The following is a 24,035-nucleotide window of genomic DNA, read 5'->3' on the forward strand; positions in this document are numbered from 1 at the left end:
CAGGAATTCATCCGCTACCCTGCTTTCTCAGCAGGTTCCGGCATCGTTCCCAGGAAAAAGTAATCCAGTACTTTGCGAGCAATAGGAGCAGCGGTTGATCCGCCCGAGCCACCATTCTCGATCAGCACTGTCAGCACTATCCTGGGATTTTCCACAGGCGCAAAAGCTGTAAACAGCGCATGGTCGCGATGCCGCTCGTCAATTTTATTGGCGTTGTAGCGTTCACCCTGCTTGATATTGATTACCTGGGAAGTACCGGTTTTCCCGGCAAAGGTATAAGCAGTATTAGCACCGGCACGGGATGCTGTACCGCCAGGACGGGTAACATCCGTTAACGCCTGCTTGACAGAATCCAGATATTCCTGCTTCAAGTTCAGCCTGTAAACTTCCTCTACAAAATTATTTTTAACAAAATTTTTATAATGATCCACCTGTTGTTTAACAAAATGTGGCTTGTAAGCCTTGCCATCGTTAGCCAGCAACATCATTGCAAATGTCAGCTGAAGTGGCGTGGATAAATTAAACCCCTGCCCGATACCAACTGAAATGGTATCTCCCGGCAGCCAGTTTTGATTAAATCGCCTCTTTTTCCATTCAGGAGAAGGCAACAGCCCAGCGGCTTCTCCTGGAATATCTATCCCGGTTTCTTTGCCAAAACCAAATTTCCCGATGAAGCCATGAATATTGGTGATACCCAAATCATGTGCGAGCATGTAATAGTAAGTATCACACGAAATTACCAGAGATTTACGCAAATCGACCCAGCCATGCCCTCCCGGCTTCCAGTCGCGAAAACGGTGCGAACTTCCAGGTAAACTGAAAAAACCTGGATCATTAAATGCATAACGAAGAGAGCGTTTGCCCAGCTCCAACCCAGCCAGCGCCATAAATGGCTTGAAGGTGGAACCGGGAGGATATACACCTCGTAAAGCACGATTGTTCAAGGGCCTGTCTATGGATTCATTAAGCAGACGCCAGTTAAGGTGATCAATGCCATCCACAAACAAATTGGGATCAAACCCCGGCTTGCTGACAAAAGCCAGAACTTCTCCATTAGAGGGATCCAACGCAACCAAAGCGCCACGATAATCCCCAAAAGCCTGTACAGCTGCCTGCTGTAATCCAATATCGAGAGAAAGGGTAAGATCATTTCCTGCAACTGGCGTAACACGGGACAAAGTACGTACAGGACGACCAACAGCATCAGTCTCAACCTGCTCAAAACCGGTCTGTCCATGCAGCGCACTTTCGTAGCTTTTTTCGATACCAATCCGCCCGATATGCGTGGAACCGTAGTAATTCTTTAGCCGCTTATCTGCTTCGAGCTGTTCCAGATCCTTGTCGCTGATACGTCCAATGTAGCCTATCACATGAGAAACCAGCTCTCCTTTCGGGTAATGCCTGAGGGGATGCGCCTTGATATCCATCCCAGGAAAGCGATACTGATTTTCCGCAAAACGGGCTACTTCAAAATCTGTCAGACGGGAGCGAATGGGCAGGCTTTTAAATCTTGTATTTTCAAGTTTCAGCTTGTTAAAGCGTCTCCGATCCTCAGGAGTAATCTCAATGATAGTTGCCAATTCATTGATAGTTGCATCAAGATTTTTAACCTGATCGGGGATTATTTCCAAAGTGTAGGCCGTGTAATTCTGGGCCAGAATTTCTCCATTACGATCAAATATGAGTCCCCGGTTAGGTGTCAGCGGCTGGATAGCAATGCGATTCGCTTCCGCAAGAGTCGTATAGTGCTCTTCTTGCAATACCTGTAGATAAAAAAAACGACCGAAGAGCAAACCGAACAAAACCACAACACCAATCGCACTGATCACCAACCTGATACGAAAATGCCGAGTTTCACGTATATGATTACGTAACTCTACAATATCACTCATACTTCATCGCGATCAATTCGCTGCTTACGAAAGACTCCCAGCAGAAAAGCCAATAAGGGCCAACATAACGCCCCAGTTATACTGGCCAGGAAAATATACCATTCAGGAATATACGTTCCTGCCAGGATCCCGGTTAAAAATACCACTCCTTGCCCTGATAACAGTATCCATAAAACTGCGGGGATTTGCTGAAAGGCATTAAACAAACGTAAACGTCGATGCAGGATCAAGGCAAAAAATGTGATCAGGCAATATGCAATGGCATGCTGACCCATGATACTGACATCGATGACATCCATGAACAGACCGCTTATGAAAGCGATACTCATGCCTGCTTGCTGTGGTTGATAGATATTCCAGTAGAGTAATGTCAGCGCCACAAAATCCGGACGCAAAACCAATATCACTTTATCAAACGGCATCAGGCTAATTAAAATTGCCGTTATCAAACTGATATAAATCAGTGATTTTTTTGCAGGAAATGAAAATTCCTGGACTTCGTAATCATAGCTCCTGATTCTGGATTTTTCGTTTTGTCTGGGATGCATGGGATTCGGGGTTATCTGGTATTTCCGGAACAGGCGCTGGCGAACCGGTCAGAATGAGAACTTGCCTGTGCCGATCTACACCTGCCACGGGAGTACATATAATACGTGCAAATTTATGTGAACGATCGTACTCGATATGAGTCACCCGCCCCACAGGCAATCCTGGCGGATAAACCCCCCCGATCCCCGAAGTGATCAGTAGGTCGCCTTCCCGGATATCCGTACTAATGGATAAAAACCGCAACTCCAGTTCACCATTCCTACCTGTACCCGAAATCACTGTTCGCAAGCTGTTACGCTCAATTTGCACAGGCACCAGATGATTCTTATCTGTAATCAACGTGATTTCCGCCGTCCACGGATAAATCTGTGTCACCTGCCCGATCACGCCAAGATCATCAATCACAATCTGCCCAGCCTTGACACCACTTGAGCTCCCCTTGCCTACTGTTATCTTGCGGCTAAAAGGATCACGTGGCACATAAAGTATTTCCGCCAGAACAGTTTGAATTTCGGTTTGTTTAGCAGCCCCAAGTAGAGCACGCAGACGCTCATTCTCGCTAGTCAATGCCTGTAACCGAAAAAAATCATAGCGACTACCCAGATATTCATGCCTGAGATGATCAATTTCCTCAATGAGTTCAAAATCAGAAATATATCGTTCTACTCTTTCCTGCAGGGAGAAAGGTAGATACGCCAGTTTTTGTAACGGGAAAATGATAATCGCAATTACACGCCGCACCTCGGAAATTGCGTCAGAACGAGTATCTGCAATCATCACAAAGACAGATAGCAACACAAAGAAAAACATCCGCGTCAGAGGATTTGAACCTGGCTTGAAAAATTGTGGAGGAGTTTGCATGGCACCTCTCAGTATTTCCGTATTCCAAATTCACAGATTGGAACATACCACTTGCTAAAAATACTAATGACAACCTGAAAACTTGAATAAATGATATGCAGTAAAACAATATACCAAAGTGTTTGAGGCACGGATTCTATACCTGAATACCGCTTGAGAAGGGTAAGAATTCGACGAAGGCCAATCCGATCTGTCCAGACTGGCCATTTCAGCAAATTAATCGTCAAGGTTTATGGCGTGGTTTATACAGATTCAATATAAGCAGGTTAACTGGGCAACAGATCCCGGATATCAGTCGTGCCCTCACATTACGTAGCGACTCGCCAGCTTGCACAATAAAAAAAGCGAAAGAAGATAAACAGATCAATAATCTCTGGCAAAAATACCGACTGGATGATCAATGCTATCCAGAGCCATTCCCGCGCCCCGCACAACACAGGTAAGCGGATCATCCGCAATAATTACCGACAACCCTGTCTCTTCCATAATTAGACGGTCTATATCTCGCAGTAATGCACCCCCACCTGTCATCACCATCCCCATTTCTGCAATATCAGAACCGAGCTCGGGAGGTGTTTGTTCCAATGCAGTTTTAACTGCACTAACAATACTGTTAAGTGGCTCCGCCAAAGCTTCCAGAATCTCATTACTGGAGATTGTAAAGCTGCGCGGAATACCTTCAGCCAGATTTCGTCCTTTGACTTCTATTTCCCGAACTTCCGAACCTGGGTAGGCCGATCCAATTTCTGATTTGATAATTTCAGCCGTTACTTCACCAATCATAATTCCGTAATTACGACGGATGTAATTGATAATCGCCTCATCAAACCTGTCACCACCAACTCGTACCGAATTGGAATAAACAACTCCTCCCAGTGAAATCACCGCAACTTCTGTTGTTCCTCCGCCAATATCAACCACCATGCAGCCAGTCGGTGTTTCAACCGGCAAATCTGCGCCCAGCGCTGCCGCCATGGGTTCCTCAATCAATTCGACCTTACGCGCCCCTGCGCCATAAGCTGCTTCCCGGATTGCACGTCGCTCCACCTGGGTGGAGCCACAAGGTACTGAAATAACAATACGGGGATTTGCTGAAAACAGACGGGGAGGATGGGCTTTTCGGATAAATTGTTTGAGCATCTGCTCGGTGACTGTAAAATCTGCAATCACACCATCCTTCATCGGCCGGATTGCGGTGATGTTTCCCGGAGTACGGCCCAGCATCTGTTTGGCTGCCTGCCCAACCTGCAGAATCATACGCTTGCCGCCCGGACCACCCTCGTGACGTATGGCAACCACCGAAGGCTCATTCAGCACAATGCCATGGCCGCGTACATAAATCAGTGTATTCGCAGTGCCCAAGTCAACAGCCATATCCGTCGAAAAATAGCTGCCCAGAAAATTATTACTCAGGAAGTTAAACATAATGACGATATTCCAGTATGACAGATCCGATATGTTATATGCACTGCAGGTATCTTGTTATTTTACTCTTGAAGCAAACGCTGCAGATATATAAAAATATGCGTTTAGCAGGTGTGCATGATACTCTATTACGCGTTTCGGTTTAAATAGAAAGCTATAAAAATGACACTATCACTGAGCGATATCAAGCGCGTTGCAAAGTTGGCTCGTATCGAGATCAGCGAGGCAGATGCCCAGCAGAACCTGATCCAGTTATCCGGGATATTTAACCTGATCGAACAGATGCAGGCGGTTGAGACACAAAAGATCAAGCCGATGAGCTACTCTCAGGATATGGTGCAAAGACTGCGAGAGGATATTGTCACCGAAACCGATCAACATATACAGTTTCAGTCAATTGCACCCCAGATTGAAGATAGTTACTATCTGGTTCCCAGGGTAATCGAATAACGCTGATAATAAAAACTGTATCCCTGCTTATCAATTTTCAAAATATTCCACCGCACTGACAGACCATGTTAAATGCCAGTCTCAGGCAGCTCTCTTCGTTGCTTTCAGAAAAAAAAATATCCAGCACAGAACTCACCGGAGAATTCCTGACCCGGATCAAGGCACTTAATCCTGACTTGAATGCCTTTATTACTGTGAATGAAGAAAAAAGTCTGGAACAGGCCAGGGTCGCTGACGAGATGATCGCCTCGGGACAATCCACCCCGCTCACAGGAATACCCATCGCCCAAAAAGATATTTTCTGCGCCAACGGGTGGTTGACAACATGTGGATCAAAAATACTTTCAAATTTTATTTCACCCTATGATGCCGCCGTGGTGAAACAGTTTGATCAGGCGGGCATGGTCAATCTGGGCAAAACCAACATGGATGAATTCGCCATGGGTTCCAGTAATGAAACTTCCTATTACGGGCCAGTCAAAAACCCCTGGGACAGACTGGCTGTTCCTGGTGGCAGCTCAGGCGGCTCGGCCTGCGCGGTAGCAGCCAGGCTGGCACCAGCGGCAACCGGCACCGATACGGGCGGCTCTATTCGCCAACCAGCGGCATTATGTGGAATCAGCGGAATCAAACCCACCTACGGACTGGTTTCCCGCTATGGCATGATCGCATTCGCATCCAGCCTTGATCAGGCAGGGCCAATGGCCAAATCTGCTGAAGATCTTGCTCTGCTGCTGAACGTCATGGTCGGATTTGATGAGCGTGATTCAACCAGCCTGCAACGGAAAAAAGAAGATTACACACAAAGTCTGGAGAGATCAGTAAGCGGGCTGCGCATTGGCTTGCCCAAAGAATTTTTTGCAGAAGGCATGAGCAGCGATGTTTCCAGCGCGGTAGAAGCTGCTCTGACGGAGTATCGCAAACTGGGCGCCACATTTGTCGAGGTATCTCTGCCAAACAGCAAGCTTGCTGTTCCAGTCTATTACGTACTCGCGCCCGCAGAAGCATCCAGCAATCTCTCTCGCTTTGACGGAGTGCGATACGGCTATCGCGCTACACAATATACCAATCTGGAAGATTTATACGCAAAGACACGCGCAGAAGGATTCGGTGAGGAAGTGAAGCGCCGTATTCTTATTGGCACGTACGTGCTATCCCATGGTTACTATGACGCCTACTATCTTCAGGCCCAGAAATTACGCCGTCTGATTGCCGAAGATTTTACGAAAGCTTTTGAGCAGTGCGATCTGATCATGGGGCCGACTTCACCCACTGTAGCTTTTAATATTGGTGAAAAATGCGACGATCCGATCCAGATGTATTTGTCCGATATCTACACCAGTGCTGCCAGCCTTGCAGGATTACCGGGTATGTCGATACCTGTTGGCTTTGGCAATAACAGACGGCCGGCAGGGTTGCATATTATTGGAAACTACTTCAGAGAAGCACAAATGCTGAATGTCGCCCATTGCTACCAGCAAGTAACAAACTGGCATGAGCTTACTCCACTGGAAATTAATCGCTAAAAAGAGACCCGGCCCTCTGCTCTCTGGCTAACATCAAGCAATTAAAAGAAAAAGGATTACCTGATCATGCAATGGGAAACTGTCATTGGCCTTGAAATACATGTGCAGCTAGCGACCCGATCCAAAATTTTCTCTGGTGCATCTGTCGCGTATGGCGCTCAGCCAAATTCACAAGCCTGCGCGGTAGATATTGCTCTACCCGGAGTGCTGCCAGTATTAAACCGGAAAGCAGTCGAGTACGCCATCCGCTTTGGGCTGGCGATTAATGCGGCCATCAACTCACCTTCGATCTTTGCCCGGAAAAACTATTTTTATCCTGATTTGCCCAAAGGTTACCAAATCAGCCAGTTGGAACGCCCGATCGTTGAAGGAGGGCACGTTACCATCCGAACAGGAGATAAAGAGAAGACCATCCACCTGACACGCGCCCATCTGGAAGAAGATGCAGGTAAATCAACACACGAAGGATTTCACGACAAAACAGGGATTGATCTGAATCGCGCTGGAACCGGCTTGCTGGAAATAGTCTCGGAACCAGAGATGCGCAGCAGTACCGAGGCCGTGGCCTATGCAAAAGCACTTCACTCACTGGTTCGCTGGATCGGCATTTGTGACGGCAACATGCAGGAAGGATCCTTCCGTTGCGATGCCAATGTTTCGGTACGTCCTGCAGGATCAGATGTACTGGGAACACGCTGTGAAATCAAAAACCTCAACTCATTCCGTTTTCTTGAAAGAGCAATTGACTACGAAGTGGCAAGGCAGATTGATATTCTGGAAAGTGGCGGCAGCATCATTCAGCAAACGCGACTATATGATGCAGATCGGGATGAAACCCGCTCCATGCGCAGCAAGGAAGATGCACATGATTACCGCTATTTTCCGGATCCCGATCTGTTGCCAGTCGTTATCCCTCAGGAATGGATAGAACAGATCAGAGAGAAACTACCGGAATTGCCGGAAGACAGACGTAATCGCTATATCCAGGATTTTGGCCTGTCTGCCTATGATGCAAATATACTGACTGCAGCACGCGAACTGGCTGACTATTTTGAACAAGCAGTCAAACATCTCCCGGAGCAAAGCAAGCTTTGTGCTAACTGGATCATGGGTGAAGTTAGTGGGAGACTGAACAAGGAAGAGCTCGAAATTGATCGGTGCCCAGTCAATCCTGAACAGCTGGCAGGATTACTGTTGCGGATTACAGATGGCACCGTGTCAGGAAAAATAGCCAAGGATGTGTTTGATAGTATGTGGCAAGGCAACGGTGACAGCGCTGATACAATTATCGATGCAAAAAACCTCAGGCAGATTTCAGATGGTGGTGAAATTGAAAAATGGATTGACGAGGTACTTGCGGCAAATCAACAACAGGTAGCTGATTATCGCGCTGGAAAAGAAAAGGCGTTTAACTCCCTGGTCGGCCAGATAATGAAAATATCAAAAGGCAAAGCCAATCCTGCCCAGGTCAATACACTGCTTAAAAAACGTCTGACGGAATAAAACTCAAGGTAAACTTGAGGAGAACAATCACAGCTGGTTATAAAAGAGAGTTTGCGGAGATATATCCCGGCATAGCGCTCGCGTTATAACTAACCGTTCAAAACAAGAATTCAGACCCGACAACAACCCTTACAACAGTTCCAGATCGAGTCTGAATTTCATGCATAAACTCTGTTACTGCTATTTATTTTTTCAGAGCATCGCATCCATCAATAAATTTCTGCCGCTCGGCTTCATTATTTTTGTAATAATCCAGCGCTCTTTCCATCCCTCTTCCGGCACAATTTTCAGGAGATACTTCAGGAGCAGCGTTACCGCAGCTGATTAAGGTGACACCAAGGCCAAGAATACAGATGATGTAGTATGTAAATTTCATTTAAAGGTTCCCTCTATAAAAATCCGTTAAAACCCGGCGCACACGTCACAGTTTTCACTTGTTAAACCTATCTGCTAACTATCAAATATCCCGAATCAGACATTTCAATCGTTAACGCCTGCGACCTCGCCAAACACTCGCAGCTAATAACTACAAGTCAAATCATTCTACCTGAGTTCTCATGGCCCAAAACAGTTTCACCCTCTTTTTCCGGAAAATATTCACAACGCAGCCACCGGAAAAAGCATGTTAATCACAGTAATATAGAAGCTTGTTTTAATATCCTGGCCAAGGGAAAACCAAAATTAGCTGATTATGCAAACGGAACCCGTAGGCCCCGTTTGCTGTACGCTTTATTGTACAGACACGTTGATTTTTTTGGGTTGAACAGCTACCCGTTTAGGAATGGTAACAACCAACACCCCATCTTTGGTGGCTGCTGTAATGGCACCAAGATCAGCTGTATCCGGGAGGCTGAAGCGGCGGTAGAAAGAACCATGAGTCCGCTCCACTCGTTTATATCCTTCCTTCTCCGTTCTGGCTTCAGTCTGCTTCTCACCTTTGATGGTAAGCATGCCGTTATCCGTAGTTACCTCAATTGCTTCAGGTTTTACGCCAGGCAAATCCGCATGCAAAACAAACTTGTCTCCCTCCTCCTTGATATCTACAGCAGGCGCCCATTCAGCAACAGCAGAAGAACTACCTTCTGTTGCCATATCATCACGTACCCGCTCCAGTTCTCGTTGCAATTGAGTCAGTAATCCCCATGGTTCATAGCGTGTAATTGCCATCATAACCCTCCATACCAAGTCAAAAAACACTTACCAAAACAGGCTGTCACTTAATACAGCATGACATCCCGATCCAAACATCCACCTGAACACCTTCAATCATTCTGAAGCACCAGCCTGGATGATTTTTCCTGCTTTATGAAACACAGGTACTAATATAAGCATGTCTTCAGTATTTTCAAGTCATACCTTCGGCTAATTTGCCCGTGTCTGATTCGAGCCAAACTCTTCAAACTGCATGAGTCTTGTTGTTGATAACGGGTGGCTGAAATAATAACCCTGCAGCACTGGCAGGATAGTTTTGTCTGGTTGACGGCTATTTGCCACGCATGAACATTTTATCCAGTTCCGCCAGGCTGATTTCGAACCAGGTAGGTCGGCCGTGGTTACACTGATCCGAGCGCTCGGTCACTTCCATCGTACGCAGCAGTTCGTTCATTTCCAGCAGTGTCAGCGGGCGGTTGGCGCGAACGGCACCATGGCAGGCCATGGTTGCCAGTAGTTCATTGCGACGGGCGGCGAGCAGCTGGCCAGGATCACCATTCCTGATCTCATCCAGCAGATCGCGTACCAGTTTTTCCACATCAGCCCGTTGCAGTATGGTCGGAATTGCACGCACAGCAAGTGTGGTAGCGGACAGTGTGGTTACCTCAAAACCCAGCTGCTGCAAAAGTGGCTGGCTCTCTTCAACTGTGGCAATGTCGAGACTGTCTGCGTGGAATGTAACTGGAATCAGTAACCGTTGCGCGGACAAAATCTGTTGATCCAGCTGAGATTTTAGCTGTTCATAGACAATACGTTCGTGCGCGGCGTGCATATCCACAATCACCAATCCCTTTTTATTTTGCGCCAGGATATAGATGCCGAGAAGCTGCCCCAGCGCAAACCCCAGCGGGGGCATGGCCGGATGCTCACCGCTCTCCCCTTCTTCAGTTTGCCGGGATTGATGCTGTGCAACCGGAGCGCCGGATTCATTGCCAGATAGAATTTGGTAAAAGTTGAAAGGCTGTGCAATCATTTCTGATGGCAACTGTGTTTGTCTGGGGTAATTTACCGGCACAGCCGGAGTGAAGCCCGCACGCGCATAGTCTGTAGATGCATAAGTTTCACCCGGCAGCACGACCACCGCAGGCGAGGATGATTCCGCATTCGAGCGGGGTGAAGCCAGTGCCTTGCTAACACCGTAGTAAATAAACTGGTGAATGGCCCGCGCCTCACGAAAACGAACTTCAGTTTTGGTTGGATGCACATTGACATCCACCTGTTCGGGATCAATAGCCAGATACAGCACGAAAGCCGCATGCCGATCAAGGTGCAGCACATCACGATAGGCTTCGCGCAGAGCGTGGGTAATCAGCTTGTCGCGAATAAAGCGCCCATTGACAAAAAAATACTGCATGTCGCGGGTGGCGCGTGAATACGCGGGTAATGCCAGCATCCCCTGTAAACCAATCCCTGCTGAATGTTCATCAATCCAGGCAGCTGCTCCGGAAAACGCTTCACCAAGCACCGTGCTTATGCGCTCTGCCGCCTCCGCAGCCTGCCAGTGGCTACGCAGATTCCCATTGTGCCGCAACGTGAAGGTAATGCCAGCGTGGGAAAGCGCCATCCGCCGAAAAACTTCTTCGCAGTGGGCAAATTCTGTGGCTTCTGTTTTGAGAAATTTGCGGCGGGCGGGCAGATTGAAAAACAGATCCCGGACTTCAACTGTAGTGCCCGCCATGTGGGATGAAGGCTCTGGCGACATTAGCCGTGTCCCCTCACTGCGAATTTCCCAGGCATGTTTGCCATCCGGTTGATGACTGATGAGTGACAAATACGAAACTGACGCAATACTGGCCAGCCCTTCCCCCCGGAATCCCAGGCTGGTGATTCTGTACAGATCCTCCTGACTGGCAATTTTGCTGGTCGCGTGGCGTGTGAGTGCAAGTGATAATTCCTCTGCGGGAATGCCTGTACCGTTATCAGTTACACGGATTAGTTTCAATCCGCCCTGCGCGATATTGACCGCAATTTCAGTCGCACCGGCATCAATGGAATTTTCCAGCAACTCTTTCAATACCGAAGCCGGTCGTTCGATAACTTCTCCAGCCGCTATCTGACTGATTAACCCATCGGGAAGTAATTTGATCGCACTCATTTAAAACTGGGGCCGGAATAGAAAAAATATGCAGAAAAACTGACTGAATCGGTAATTATACTGTCACCAAGTTATGATACGCTTGATGTCAAACAGGTGAGGGATGCACGAGTTCTCTCGAATATTCCTCAGTGACAGCAATATTCCAAGAACCAATTATTAATAATCATGACACAAGACGAGCAAAAACGGGCAGTGGCGCAGGCAGCCCTGCAGTATGTGCCGGTAGGTGAAATCATCGGCATCGGAACAGGATCGACTACCAATCTTTTTATTGACGAACTGGCCAAAATCAAACACAAGATTGAAGGGGCTGTGGCAAGTTCCGAAGCAACCGCAAACCGTCTGAAGCAACATGGTATCGAGGTCTTGAGCCTCAATTCCGTTGCTGACATCCCGGTATATATTGATGGCGCGGATGAAATTACCCGGAACATGCACATGATCAAGGGTGGCGGCGGTGCGCTGACACGTGAAAAAATCATTGCAGCCGTCGCACGGAAATTTATCTGTATTGCCGATCAAAGCAAGCTGGTCAAGGTACTGGGAAAATTTCCGCTTCCGGTGGAAGTTATTCCGATGGCCCGCAGCTATGTCGCACGGGAAATTGCATTACTGGGCGGACAACCGGCCTGGCGCCAGGATTTCACTACTGACAATGGCAACGTGATTCTCGACATCCATAATCTGGATATCATGAACCCGGTTGAGTTGGAAACCAGGCTCAACCAGATTACAGGCGTGGTGACCAACGGCCTGTTTGCCAGACGAGGCGCTGATGTACTGTTGATGGGTACCGATCAGGGCGTAGAAACCATTACGATCTAGGAAACCGTCGGATTTAAGACTGGTTTCCTGAACCAGCAGGAGAAAAAAATATGGTTAATAACGTGATTAATAAAGAACACGTCTCAAAAAAATTTGATGCTGATCTCGAAGAAATCCGCACACGGGTATTACAGATGGGGGGATTTGTCGAGGAACAGATCAAGAACGCCGTCGAGGCATTGACCGACGGCAATGAACACATGATTGAACAAATCATCGACAATGATCATCGCGTCAATGCCATGGAAATAAAGATCGACGAACTCTGCTCCCAAGTTATCGTGCGCAGGCAACCCACCGCCATTGATCTGCGCATGATCATGACCGTGATCAATACCATTACTGATCTGGAAAGAATTGGGGATGAAGCGACCAAGATCGCCCGTATGGCAAAACTGATCTACGCTGCGGATCGCATGCACATGCCGCGTTTTGTTGAGATACGCCATATTGCCGCCATTGCCATCGATATGTTGCGCAAGGCGCTTGATGCTTTTGCCCGACTGGATCCGAACGCCTCCGCAGAAATCGTGCGCCAGGATGAACAGGTGGATGAGGAATTTCGCTCGATCATCCGCCATCTGGTAACGTTTATGATGGAAGATCCACGTAAAATATCTACTGCGATCGAAATACTATTTGCCGCCAAGGCAGTCGAACGGATCGGTGATCATGCCAAAAACATGTCGGAATATATTGTCTACCTGGTTAAAGGCAAGGATGTCCGCCATGTATCTGCGGATGAAATTGAACGCGAAGTCAGTAAATAAACCGTTCAAAACTGGATCCCGTATCATGCACGAATACTCGACGCTCGCTGCCGTTGATCTGGGCTCCAACAGTTTTCATCTGCAGGTAGCCAGGGTAGAAGAAAAGCAACTCTACCTGCTGGATAACCTGAAGGAAATGGTCCAGCTTGCAGCAGGATTATCCGAAGATCAGACGCTGGACGAGGCATCGCAAAACCGTGCACTCGCCTGCCTGGAGCGGTTTGGTGAGCGTTTACGGGGATTGCCGTATCATGCAGTCAGAGTGGTGGGAACAAACTCGCTGCGCGTTGCCAGAAATGCAGCAGGTTTTTTGCAAAAAGCTGAAAATGCACTGGGCTTTCCGATCGAAATCATTGCAGGCTACGAAGAAGCCCGGTTGATTTTTCTTGGCGTGGCGCACAGCCTGCCTCCCTCCAATGACGCTCTGCTCGTCGTTGATATTGGCGGTGGCTCCACCGAACTGATCATTGGCAGCCAACTAAAATCCAGCAAACTGGAAAGTCTTCCCATCGGTTGTATCAGCCACAGCCAGTATTTCTTTCCTGATGGAAAGATCACCAAGGCATCACTGAAACAGGCTGAACTGGCCGCGCGCTCCGAAATACAGGCTGCCACCGCCGAATTCTCCTCATCACACTGGCAAAAAGCCTACGGCTCTTCTGGCACCGCGCGCGCACTGGCGCATATCCTCGCAATGAACGGCTATAACGATAGCGATGATGCAGAAATCATCACACTCGCAGGGTTAGAAAAACTGCGTGAATTCCTGCTTAAAACAGGTGATCTCAAAAAGCTGACAATTCCAGGCTTAAACCCCAGCCGCAGAATAATTATTGCAGGTGGATTTGCCATCATGAACGCTGTTTTTACAGAGCTGAAGATCGAGCGCATGGAAATTGCCAGCGGTGCACTGCGCCAGGGAGTACTCTACGATATGCTGGGGCGCTTTCACAAAGAAGACATGCGTGAAGTCTCCGTACAGGAATTCATGCAGCGCTACCGGGTAGATCTGCAGCAGGCAACCCGGATTGAATCACTTGCAATTTTGTTTGGCAAACAGCTCCTGGCCAATTACCCCGATCAGGAAAAAGCTGAAAATGCGCTGAAATTGCTTTCCTGGGCAGCGCGTTTACATGAAATCGGCATTTCGGTAGCGCATACCGGTTACCACAAGCATTCTGCCTATATTCTCGATAATGCCGATATGCCCGGTTTTTCCAGAATGGAGCAGTCCCAGTTAGGTCAGCTGGTGCTCTCGCACCATGGCTCGCTTGCCAAAACTGAGGATTTCCTTAGTCATCCCATCAACCTTGCTCGTTCGGTTGCCTTGCGTATCGCTGCAATTTTTTACCGCAGCCGCACCCAGGTTGATTTGCCTGCCTTGATACTATCCATGAGTGGAAGACGTTGCATATTACGCATTCCGCAAACCTGGCTGGAACGCTATCCGCTGACCGATACGCTACTGAATAATGAAATCAAGACTTGGGCAAAAATTGATGTTGACCTGCGTATTGAAAATCTGACTGAACATCATCGCACCCGATCGGGTGCAGCCTGATGATCAGCGCCAGCATTCGGTGACATTGCCACCCGCTCCCCTAACGCCTGTATGTGTCAATGTTAATGTACCGCAGGTATCACTTGCCATAGAGCCTATTGGTACCGCCTCCAGTGTATAAGTATTTTGTGTTGGAGTGCCTTCTGCAAACCGTATGGTATATTTTGCCGTACCCGTTCGGGGTGATTGCGTCACCGGCAATGCAAAATCGCCTCCCGCGCTAGTCTGATCATAACGATTAGCCTCAGTAAAATTCCGCTCCAGCAACTGTGCCATTTCCAGCAGAATACCCTTAGCCTCCACCCGGTTGGAGCGGTGTACATGCTCCTGGTAGGAAGGATAGGCAATTGCCGCCAGAATACCGATAATAGCCACCACGATCATCGTCTCAATCAGCGTAAAGCCACGATTCTTTGTACAGGTTTGAATCCAATTCATTTAACTGATACTCCCGTTTACTGTATCTGTTTCCAGGAACGGCGCGGTGGTGGTGCACCGTTGCTGATCGTCACTTTTTCCACAGCTCCCGTGGTAGTTGCCGCAATCAGATGCGTCAGGCTACCGGCGCTGATAGCAACCGATTCACTACGAATACCGTCTGAACCCACGGCAGCAATTACCCGGTCGCCGCTGTCCAGTTTGCCATCATTATTGGTATCAAACTGCGGTGGAGACATCATTCCCCCATTTTCAGCATTGAGTAATACCAGCCAGTTACGCCCGCCCGCTTCGCATGGATCTACTGACGGAATCAGCGTGGTAAAAATAATCCGCCCGAAATTCAGCATCGGCATAACGACCGAGCGCTCCCCTTGTTTTGTTGCTCCCGGAGGTTGTAGCAGGTCGATATACCAGCCACGCTTGGCTGACCAGTCTATTCCGTTATCAGATATGGTACGCTCAAAAGGAGGAATAACGGTTTCTGCCAAAATAGTTTGCGACTGCAATACGCTGCGATTCATTTCTGGAATCGAGCTACCCTTATCCCAGATACCATAAAGACTTTGCACCTTTTTATCGGTAGCATCACCAGAGGCGATGAACTGGCCAGTGCCAAAGAAAATCATATACCCACCCTGTTTGTGGTAACCCACTTCTAAGGGAGAAGTAATCGGTTGCACCTGATTGCCGGTATTCCTGGCTGCGAACAAGGGTACACCGATACTGCCAGATTTATACGCCACACCCCACTGTGCAGAATCTGTTTGTGACAGATCAAATTTCCAGACATTTCCCTGCAGATCACCTGCGTAAACAATATCAATGATTTTGTCGCCATTGGTATCCACCAGTGCCGGGCTGGAAAGGCCATTATTTGTACTGCTATTGGTTGGAATTTTTTTGATCAGTGCGCCTGTTTGTAGATCAACAATCAGCAAGTACGCCTTATCACTGGTACTGTTGTAGCCGTTACTGATGATCGCTGCCCAGGAACCATCATTCAATCGTGCAATCTTCGCCTGACCATGAACGAAACCCAGATCAGCATCGGTAAATTCCCACATCACATCCGATGCAGAGAAATTAACCGGATCGGTAATATTCAACGCAAATATACTTTTACCGCCTCCCCCCAGTGTGCCCAGCAGCACTGTTTTCCAGGCGGGTGTTGCACCAATGTAGGCATCTCCGGCATAGGCGTTGCCATCGACAAAATAGCGATGCACATAACCGGAATCAGTCAGTTTACTTAGTTGAGGATAAACAGCAGCGGGAATATAAGCGAACAGCTCCTTACCAGTTTGAGCGTTAAAAGCATGCAACATGCCATCATTCGCCCCGGTATAAACCACTGGAGTACGACTGTTGCTTGATTGCACATAGGCATAGTAGGAAATCTTGCCTGGTGTTCCGTCCAGGAATGCATCGTAACCAAAATCCAGAGCCTTAACGAACAATAGATCGGAATTGACGATATCGCCCAGCACTCCACTGTTACGTTTGCGGAACATGCCACCCTGTCCAACTTCTGTTGTTTGATCCCCACGCAACCAGGCTAATCGTTGTAATCCCTGACCATCATTGACTCCATTTGTATTTGTATCCAATGCAGCTTGCTGTACTGCTGAAAATGAAGAAAAATTAGCAGCAGTAAACGCCAGACCGGCAGTACCGTTATGGGTAAAAATCTTGCGACTGGCATGTTCCGGCAATTGTTCAGAAGCCTCCCATTGCAGTGGGCCCAGTGAAGCATCGGATTCCAGATTGAATGCCAGCAGTTGCCCGCTCCAGTCAGCACTGTTGAACTTTGCCTGATAAATCTGTGCGCCAGTATTAAGCCGGCTGGTATTGGTTGTCACCGCAGCAGCTGAACTGACTCTGGCGGTAATATTGGTCAGCGCATTCGTCAGTCCAGCGGCAAAAGTGGCTGGATCCTGTGCACTGAAAAACTCACCCCGGCTGTTGACCGCAGCATGCCGGAGATCGTCGATCTTATAAACATCGGCGTCAGTTGGATCCGGCCAGGCCGCTGGCCCACCGGAACTACCTGGTAACAGATCACCTAACGTACCCTCAACTCCCAGTCCGACAGTGAAATTGACCATATGCTGCCAGAATGCTGGATCATTAACATTGGTTGGCACCTTATTGGCCAGATCAGGGCGCAAATCATTTTTCCAGTAATGCATCGCCACATCAGCCAGGGTACTACTGTAACTGTCAGAGTACGGTAATGCCGGGCTGTACTGATAAGTGGCTGGCGATACATTGGGAAAATGATTTGTGATGATGCTGCCCGTAGTATTGTCCGAGTTGCCGATTCCGGAAGGGGTTGAATCATTCCAATAACCATCCGTCATCAGGATATGGTAATTCTGCCGACATACCAGCTGCTCCCCCCCACTCTTCCCCGGTGTAGTGCTCCATGGACCTTTATCGTCGGCACGCGTCAGATATTCACCAACACTCTGCATTGCTTTACGCAATGGTGTATTAGCAGCTGGAATAATATGGTTATACAAACTGTTGAAGAAATCCTCACGCTCCTGTCCGGCAAACTGCCTGACTCCAGTGATCAGTGTGCTCGTCGATACTCCATCAACCTTATTACTACTGCTACCTTTATTGATCGCACCGAAAGCCACACGCATATTATTGCCCTGTACGGCAAAAGCCCGCCCTACCCCAGCACGCGCCAGCAGAATACGTGAACGGTAATAGGTATACCAGTTCGCGAAATTTTGGATTTCTTCAGTATAAGTACAGGTCGGTGCAGCTGTACAATCAGTACGGCCAGCCCCTCCGGTAAAAGGAGCATTTTCCGGCTTGATTTCAACCCGTGTAAAACTGCTGGCTGAATTGGTTTCGCCACTGCCGTTGTAGTGAAAATAGACAGCCGGATAAAAAGTACGACTCCGATCAGCAGTAATACCGCCAGTTTTTGTCAACCAACCTGCTTCTTCTGTGTTGTTTACTGTCAGGTTACGACAGTAGTCAATATTAGTACCAACTCTTGTAGGATTATGTAACGCACAAGTAATATCCGCATTTGCCATTAACGATCCATCCGAATTACTCCACGGTAGATAGCGCATGGCTGGATTGTAATAAATCGTATTGACGTGGCTAGAGCGCAGGGAAGCTGTATATTTGTTATCAGAATCAAAATCACCACCATTAAAACCCACTACTCTGTTTGTATAGCCACTTCCTCCATATACTCGTGATTTCACTGGAAATACAAAATATGCACTACTTTTTATTAAATCATCTGGCATGATCTCCCATTGCATGGAGCCAGAGTCATCCAGGGTAAAAATAACGTTGGGATCAACTGCGGTCGTCAGAAACAGCGGTACATCTGATAGCGATAGTGCTGCACCTGCACTCCCGGCGCGAATCAGCATGCAAAGGAAGCATGCCATGAACATCCAGGCTCTTATCACGCCACGAACAGTTTTCATCATCAATTCCTTTTCTACCGCCGGTAAGTGCTTTGTAACAAAACAGTAGCCGTCTCTGAACCACCAACCCCACGCGCTACGATACGAAACATACTTGCATTAAGTGATGCACCGGATTGCTGCGCACTCCCTCCATCCCCCATCTGTGGAACACTGGGAAGCTGCTCGATAAAATAGCGTGACTGATTGGCCACACCATCCATGGTGACATCAATCTCTCTACTGTCATCAACATCCCAAGCCATTCCAGTGACAGGATCTGGTGTTGGTGAGCATGAATGGGGTTCATCTACCTCTTCGCCCTCTGTATCAGGATTTGGCGCTGAAGAGCATGCGTGGTGATACAACCCGTTTGAGCCATTAAATTCCGGAATGGTGACTTGTTCAAGAAATCGTTCTCCCGATCGCAGCGCCGCTTCCGCCGCCTGGAAAGCCAGTGTTTCATCACGCAGATTGCCTGCCATTTTCTCTTCCAGAATCGTGCCTTGTAGAGCAGTTGTCCCCAGTAGCGTCAGGATGACCAAAAAGATTAACCCGGTTATCAGTACAGCGCCCCGTTGCGTGGAAGCAGCATTTATTCTGTCATTGTGACCGCCAAGCAATGGCGCGGGAGGTAATCCAGTAGCTGAAGTAGCAGAAATACTGGATCGCCACGCTGCTGCACAGCTCGCAATGACGGCGTTTTTATGCGTTACAGAAGAATTGATTGTTGGCATACGCCGCCGCAGTAGTTTATTAACCATCTTTGCGAACTGACTTGTCATTGCGCGACCCTTTGGATTGTGGCGAACCAGAGGAGTTGAAGAAAATAATCCAGACAACCAGGTACCAAAGTGCTGGATCCCCCCGCTGTTGCGCAGATTGCGATGATGGCAGGATTTGGTGTACGGCGTGATCACGGCTGGCTCTGGCACCACTCGCGATGATCCACCTGAATGATCGCGAAGAAACCGGATTTTAACCGTGAACGAAACGTGACTAACTGCCGGTGAAGCAACTTGTCGGGGTTTAAAAAACTGATCTTTATTGCTGCTGGAATCTGCCGAAAAATTCACATCCATATTTTCTGCTCTTCAGAAAGAATCATCAGGGAGCGCGGTTGCGCAGCGAAATTACGGTGGAAAATGCCTGTCGCAACCGCCGGTCAATGGGTGTTACTGTCTCACCGTTAAAGGTATAAGTCTGTGGCTGGCTGGTAACATTATCTTCCACCGATTGCACCAGCAGATCGATGCGTACACTGACAACATTCTCCCAATCTGCCACCAGATCCGCTGTGCGGTAAGTATCTACGGCTCTGTCTCCATCGGTATCCTCACCATACTGAATCTGCATGTTTTCTATGCCCTCGACCAGTTCTTCAGCTTTTTCCGAGCCCCTTTTCCAGTAAAGAGCGGGGATTCCGCCGGGATTAGTCCGAATGTAATAAATCCTAGTGTTGATTCGTACTGCTTCTCCACCGGTAAATACCCGACCCAGTGAAGTTGAATTATTTCCAGGCACACCACTATCGACATTATGCTTAATGGTATCCGTGCTGACATTGGTAGCCTGAAAGACGGCGGCAGCCTGACAATCGCTCACCAACACGGTATCGCCAGCCAGTAACTCACTACCCGACGCAATACTCAAATCAGCGGACTCAGATGCATGCGAAAGTATGGTGGTATCACTACCCTCTACCCCTCGCACCACTATGACATCCCGCCTTCCTAGTGGAGAAGTCACTTCAGATGGCAGAGCGGGTGTCCAGCCGTTTGCGCTGGTTGCTTCAAATCCTTCCAGAGGTTGATCAAGCCTCCATAGAAAATCAGTCTTATTGTTGAGCATATTAGTCATTGCAACACCATCACCCACACAGCCCCGATACCCCGCCATACGAATATCGCGAGACAAAAACTGGAAGGCATAGCGCGCGTTTTCCTGCATTCTTGCCAGTGCTTCATTGACGCGATAAGTCTGCTGGCTGGAAGTCAGCACGGTGATCACGCCACCCAATAACACCAACCCGATGGTCATGGCCACCATCATTTCTACCAAGGTCAGGCCTTGCTGACTTCGACGGAATGCCTGATTTACCCGCATGCTTTTCATGTCACCTGTTACAGCCGAGTAGTCATGACAAACTGCTGCGCGGCCAATACACCACGGCTGTCATCCCACTGAATGGTGATAGTCACTTTATTATCGGCATCCACGTCAACAGCGCCGGTACCATCCGGTAGACGCAGAGCGAGCTCTTCCAACCAGGTTTTTACATTTTGTTCTGAAAACGTCAAGCTCTCTGTCCCTGTCTCGACAGGAGTATCTGATGTGAGTGAATGGCTGTAGCTACCTTCCCCCGCTGAAACCCGGTTGGCCCGCATGCTGTCCAGAATGCCGTATGCCATCATGGTGGCGGTTGAACGGAAACCGGCACTCTGGTTATTCTTTAATCTTGAACATAAATTTCAAACCAGACGACGGGATTGCTTTGATTGCGTTTCATGAGACTCTCCTTTCGAAGGTTGGTTGTGATAACGCCTGACGGGAGGCGAGCTGGATGGAGCCTGCTTATGGATGAAAGGTGCTGTGGCATGTTGATACCTCACTGCCATGTGGTTTCTGCTTGAATAAGTCGGCAGGCATCCGCGCATTGGATTACTCCTGAATATCTGGCTCAATCAGATTCACAAGCTGTATCAGATATCCTGCTAAACGACCATTAACCTGTCCGGTCAATCTACTGTTTCGCCTCGGACGGATGCTCGTCCTTCTCCTTTTTTTCTTCCACTACCTGCGTCATGTAGGTCTCCACTTCCTCACGGCTAAGCTCCTCGACACGAGCGGCGAAGGCCGGATAGACCTGGACATGGGTTTGGCCGGCATAAGGCCCGCTGAGCTGAAAAAACTGCCAGCCCTCGCTCTTCAGTGACTCGACAGTGCGCCGGTAATGGCGCCATCGTTCGCCATAGTGAAAAAACTCCTCCACGGCGGCACTCAGCGCCACCACGAGACTGACGATAAACGTAAGCGTCTTGATTGCGGCCGCAGCACCATCACCGACGTTCAAGCTGACCAGCGCCGGAACGATTACGCCCCCGATAATAGTCGTGAGGCGCAGAATGTTATGCCACAAGATGGAATTCCATGCCCTCTCATCCATCCAGATCACTTGCTCTAGCCACCGTGCCCGGAGAAACTGCTTATTCAGCTCCGGCAACTCCAATACCTCGATGAGCTTGCCCATCTCCACCCGCATCTGTTCATGGTCTTTCGTTTTTTTCAGCATGGTCGCCCCGCAAGAAAAAAATCGAGCGCATCTGGTGTATAGGAAAAATAAATGCGCTTTTTCTAAGAACCTGTTCAATATCTCACTGAGGTGCGCATTACGGCGTTGAAATTGAACAGGTTCTAAGGATCTTCTGAAAAACTATCTGCGTTACCATCACTACGTTAAAAACAATCTCAAAATACTCATTTGCTAGCTGCAAACTGCATTTTTTCGTCTGTTTTCAGATTCTCATTCCCTTTCCCTTTCTACTTCATTGGTGCACCAATAATCCATGGCCCATCTATCATCAGAAGCCAATCTTAAAGTGCATGGCAAACCAGTTTTCTTCATCCATTTCAAGCTCACCACGCCGTTTCAGGGAACCGATTCTGAGCATCGCACGCAGCGATTCCTGCATGGTGATTTCTGAGGCATAGCGGCCCAGACATTTATGCCGCCCGTAGCCGTGTTGTAAATAAATCAGGCTTTGAGGCGCCTCGCTGGCGCGTTCCTGATTGCACAAGTAAGGCGTTAGCCGTTCATCTCGTGTGACATCAAAGGCCGTTGGATTTGGTACTACTTCCGGATCCAGCATGGCTGCGGCATAGGCTACAAACACAACTGTTCCTTTACCGAGGGAGACACCACCAAGTACATCGTTGTCTTGTACGCACATTCGCAATAAAACCTCACCTTGCGGTTCGAGACGCAAAGCTTCCAGGGCATACTTGCGAAGCCTTTCCAGGCTTTCCGTGTAATCCGACTCATCCGACTCGTCCGGCTCCACATTGGCCCAATGGCGTGCCTGTTCGAAGCCGGAATCGTTTAATACTTCGTATTTATCCTCCTTCAAGCGAAGCATGGAATCCAGAATACGCGCCGTTGCTTCCTGGGGATTGACTACCGCACCGACAGCTGTACCAAACACATTCGACCTGATCATTGAATCCGAGAGACGCCGCGCCAGTTCACCTTGCGGAAGCGGTGCACCGAGCAACCTGGTGAACTCCTTTTCCAGCTTGCCAGTATTTTGTGCCAGTTCAAGCTGCATCCGCAGCAATCTCGTCAGCATGGTGTCAGGCACCGTTTCACCGTGCTGTAACCTTGCCTTATAGTGCTGAAGCAGTGCGAAAATGTAGGCGCTGAGATATTCGGTCGCGATAATGCCACGCTCACGGTATTCGGTAAATTTAGGATAAGCCGGATTAATATTATTGAAAATATTACGGAAAGCATCTTTTACCCAGTCAAACAGATCATCCCCGGTCGGCACGATGCCTTCTTTTATTCTGGTAAAAGTAAAAAATTTCTGCAGATTTTCATCGAGGGCAAAATGATCTCCTCCCCGTAATCCCGGTAATGCTGAGGGCGCTCCTGCCTCGCAATAGTGGACGCCCAGATAATCGCCAACGATACGCAACGGTACGAATTTGGCGATCGTTGCCACCACATCAATTTCACCTGTGCCTTCGGCTTGTGCCTGATGTGTCCAGCGTTCAGCTTCCTCGCGAGCCAGGCGGATGAGCGTTTCCTTGTCGCTACGTGATACGGCCCGCCGCAATATTACGTCATCAAGTCGATAAAGATCGTCGCGATCGGTACCGAGCATGAAATGTGTGTAAGCATCGGGATGCTTGGTTTTATCATCCGTGGCACGCGCCATCTCGGCTGCATACAGATCTACCGTGAAGAGATCCGTGCGCTCCAGACACCGAATGACTTCCGGATGACGCATAACTATTACGGGACCAATTGCTGGCTTGAAGATCGGCATGGTGCTTCTTGGTTGCGCCAGGAGTTCCTGGAACATCGCATCAGGTGAAGTGGCCAGCCATTGGGTGATCACCTGCGCAACCGCAGCACCGCGTATTTGTGCGGCTGCGGTGAAGGCTGCAACGGCAGCTTCTGCCGCTTGCTTATCCCGGCGATAAGCTTCAGGATCGTTGGCGTACTTAGGATCATCCGGATTAGGCGGACCGGGCGGCGGAGGAGGTAATGGTGAGCTCGCCTCGGCATTCGCAATATCGCTCAGAAAACTTACAACCGGTGATGGAGAATTGGGCACTTCCTCTTTACCCGGTGATGGGTTGCCCTGCTTTTTTCCCGATGTCATTTGGATCAGCTTGATAAAACCGCAAGCTATGCCATACAGCTGATCCTTTATTGTCGTCCCATTCTGCCTGGCCATATCGCCTCCCTTTTTTA

At 48.6% G+C, this 24,035-nt stretch carries 19 protein-coding genes and 1 pseudogene; 6 read left to right on the forward strand and 14 right to left on the reverse strand.

Annotation, left to right across the window (positions count from 1 at the left end; translation table 11 throughout):
• Window positions 1-14 precede the first annotated feature (14 nt).
• The 4 genes from mrdA to BM331_RS00545 all read right to left on the reverse strand — a co-directional run bounded on the left by mrdA (window position 15) and on the right by BM331_RS00545 (window position 4,727).
• Complete coding sequence (gene mrdA / locus BM331_RS00530) at window positions 15-1,892, reverse strand: penicillin-binding protein 2 (RefSeq protein ID WP_074925923.1); 1,878 nt, start codon at window positions 1,890-1,892, stop codon at window positions 15-17.
• Window positions 1,889-2,440, reverse strand: coding sequence for a rod shape-determining protein MreD (mreD, locus tag BM331_RS00535; protein ID WP_083414639.1), 552 nt, complete (start codon window positions 2,438-2,440; stop codon window positions 1,889-1,891). The genes mrdA and mreD overlap by 4 nt, the downstream gene beginning before the upstream one ends.
• Window positions 2,397-3,302, reverse strand: coding sequence for a rod shape-determining protein MreC (mreC, locus tag BM331_RS00540; protein ID WP_074925926.1), 906 nt, complete (start codon window positions 3,300-3,302; stop codon window positions 2,397-2,399). Before mreC ends, mreD begins: the two co-directional genes overlap by 44 nt.
• 363 nt (window positions 3,303-3,665) lie before the next feature.
• Window positions 3,666-4,727, reverse strand: coding sequence for a rod shape-determining protein (locus tag BM331_RS00545; RefSeq protein WP_074925929.1), 1,062 nt, complete (start codon window positions 4,725-4,727; stop codon window positions 3,666-3,668).
• Between the two features lie 162 nt (window positions 4,728-4,889).
• On the opposite strand from BM331_RS00545, the gene gatC reads away from it, so the two are divergent.
• From gatC to gatB, 3 genes are all read left to right on the forward strand, one after another.
• Window positions 4,890-5,177 (forward strand): Asp-tRNA(Asn)/Glu-tRNA(Gln) amidotransferase subunit GatC, encoded by a 288-nt coding sequence (gene gatC / locus BM331_RS00550; RefSeq protein WP_074925931.1) that lies wholly within the window; start codon window positions 4,890-4,892, stop codon window positions 5,175-5,177.
• A gap of 65 nt (window positions 5,178-5,242) precedes the next feature.
• Window positions 5,243-6,703 (forward strand): Asp-tRNA(Asn)/Glu-tRNA(Gln) amidotransferase subunit GatA, encoded by a 1,461-nt coding sequence (gene gatA, locus BM331_RS00555; protein ID WP_074925934.1) that lies wholly within the window; start codon window positions 5,243-5,245, stop codon window positions 6,701-6,703.
• 66 nt (window positions 6,704-6,769) lie between these two features.
• Window positions 6,770-8,206: an Asp-tRNA(Asn)/Glu-tRNA(Gln) amidotransferase subunit GatB gene (gene gatB, locus BM331_RS00560; protein WP_074925937.1), complete on the forward strand. Its 1,437-nt coding sequence runs from the start codon at window positions 6,770-6,772 to the stop codon at window positions 8,204-8,206.
• A gap of 184 nt (window positions 8,207-8,390) precedes the next feature.
• On the opposite strand, the gene BM331_RS00565 is transcribed toward gatB, so the two are convergent.
• The 3 genes from BM331_RS00565 to mutL all read right to left on the reverse strand — a co-directional run bounded on the left by BM331_RS00565 (window position 8,391) and on the right by mutL (window position 11,513).
• Entirely contained in the window at window positions 8,391-8,582 is a 192-nt protein-coding gene (locus BM331_RS00565; protein ID WP_074925939.1) for an entry exclusion lipoprotein TrbK, read from the reverse strand.
• A 353-nt stretch (window positions 8,583-8,935) separates the two neighbouring features.
• Window positions 8,936-9,373 carry an Hsp20/alpha crystallin family protein gene (locus BM331_RS00570; protein WP_074925942.1) on the reverse strand — a complete coding sequence of 146 codons (438 nt, stop codon included), beginning with the start codon at window positions 9,371-9,373 and terminating at the stop codon, window positions 8,936-8,938.
• Between the two features lie 316 nt (window positions 9,374-9,689).
• On the reverse strand, window positions 9,690-11,513 hold the full coding sequence (gene mutL / locus BM331_RS00575; protein ID WP_074925944.1) for a DNA mismatch repair endonuclease MutL: 1,824 nt from the start codon (window positions 11,511-11,513) through the stop codon (window positions 9,690-9,692).
• A gap of 168 nt (window positions 11,514-11,681) precedes the next feature.
• On the opposite strand from mutL, the gene rpiA reads away from it, so the two are divergent.
• Genes rpiA through ppx form a run of 3 tightly spaced genes read left to right on the forward strand, consistent with a single transcriptional unit; the run spans window position 11,682 to window position 14,672 of the window.
• Window positions 11,682-12,341 carry a ribose-5-phosphate isomerase RpiA gene (gene rpiA, locus BM331_RS00580; RefSeq protein ID WP_177217807.1) on the forward strand — a complete coding sequence of 220 codons (660 nt, stop codon included), beginning with the start codon at window positions 11,682-11,684 and terminating at the stop codon, window positions 12,339-12,341.
• A gap of 50 nt (window positions 12,342-12,391) precedes the next feature.
• The gene (phoU, locus tag BM331_RS00585) at window positions 12,392-13,111 is read left to right on the forward strand and encodes a phosphate signaling complex protein PhoU (protein ID WP_371265314.1); all 720 of its coding nucleotides are present in this window, start codon (window positions 12,392-12,394) and stop codon (window positions 13,109-13,111) included.
• A 25-nt stretch (window positions 13,112-13,136) separates the two neighbouring features.
• Window positions 13,137-14,672 (forward strand): exopolyphosphatase, encoded by a 1,536-nt coding sequence (ppx, locus tag BM331_RS00590; protein WP_074926776.1) that lies wholly within the window; start codon window positions 13,137-13,139, stop codon window positions 14,670-14,672.
• Between the two features lie 3 nt (window positions 14,673-14,675).
• Here ppx and BM331_RS00595 read toward each other — a convergent pair whose 3' ends face one another.
• The 7 genes and pseudogenes from BM331_RS00595 to BM331_RS00625 all read right to left on the reverse strand — a co-directional run bounded on the left by BM331_RS00595 (window position 14,676) and on the right by BM331_RS00625 (window position 24,018).
• Window positions 14,676-15,110 carry a type IV pilin protein gene (locus tag BM331_RS00595; protein ID WP_074925949.1) on the reverse strand — a complete coding sequence of 145 codons (435 nt, stop codon included), beginning with the start codon at window positions 15,108-15,110 and terminating at the stop codon, window positions 14,676-14,678.
• Window positions 15,111-15,127: 17 nt separating this feature from the next.
• Window positions 15,128-18,577 carry a pilus assembly protein gene (locus BM331_RS00600; RefSeq protein WP_256214748.1) on the reverse strand — a complete coding sequence of 1,150 codons (3,450 nt, stop codon included), beginning with the start codon at window positions 18,575-18,577 and terminating at the stop codon, window positions 15,128-15,130.
• Window positions 18,578-18,591: 14 nt separating this feature from the next.
• A complete protein-coding gene (locus BM331_RS00605) occupies window positions 18,592-19,638 on the reverse strand; it encodes a pilus assembly PilX family protein (RefSeq protein ID WP_074925951.1) in 1,047 nt (348 codons plus the stop codon).
• A gap of 25 nt (window positions 19,639-19,663) precedes the next feature.
• On the reverse strand, window positions 19,664-20,671 hold the full coding sequence (locus BM331_RS00610; RefSeq protein ID WP_256214749.1) for a PilW family protein: 1,008 nt from the start codon (window positions 20,669-20,671) through the stop codon (window positions 19,664-19,666).
• Between the two features lie 8 nt (window positions 20,672-20,679).
• Window positions 20,680-21,000, reverse strand: a pseudogene (locus BM331_RS00615) (type IV pilus modification protein PilV); the annotation flags it as partial.
• A 299-nt stretch (window positions 21,001-21,299) separates the two neighbouring features.
• Entirely contained in the window at window positions 21,300-21,848 is a 549-nt protein-coding gene (locus BM331_RS00620) for a DUF4231 domain-containing protein (RefSeq protein ID WP_074925953.1), read from the reverse strand.
• 289 nt (window positions 21,849-22,137) lie between these two features.
• The gene (locus BM331_RS00625; protein WP_074925955.1) at window positions 22,138-24,018 is read right to left on the reverse strand and encodes a cytochrome P450; all 1,881 of its coding nucleotides are present in this window, start codon (window positions 24,016-24,018) and stop codon (window positions 22,138-22,140) included.
• Window positions 24,019-24,035: the final 17 nt, after the last annotated feature.

Source organism: Nitrosomonas eutropha, from assembly GCF_900116685.1.
GTDB lineage: Bacteria > Pseudomonadota > Gammaproteobacteria > Burkholderiales > Nitrosomonadaceae > Nitrosomonas > Nitrosomonas eutropha_A.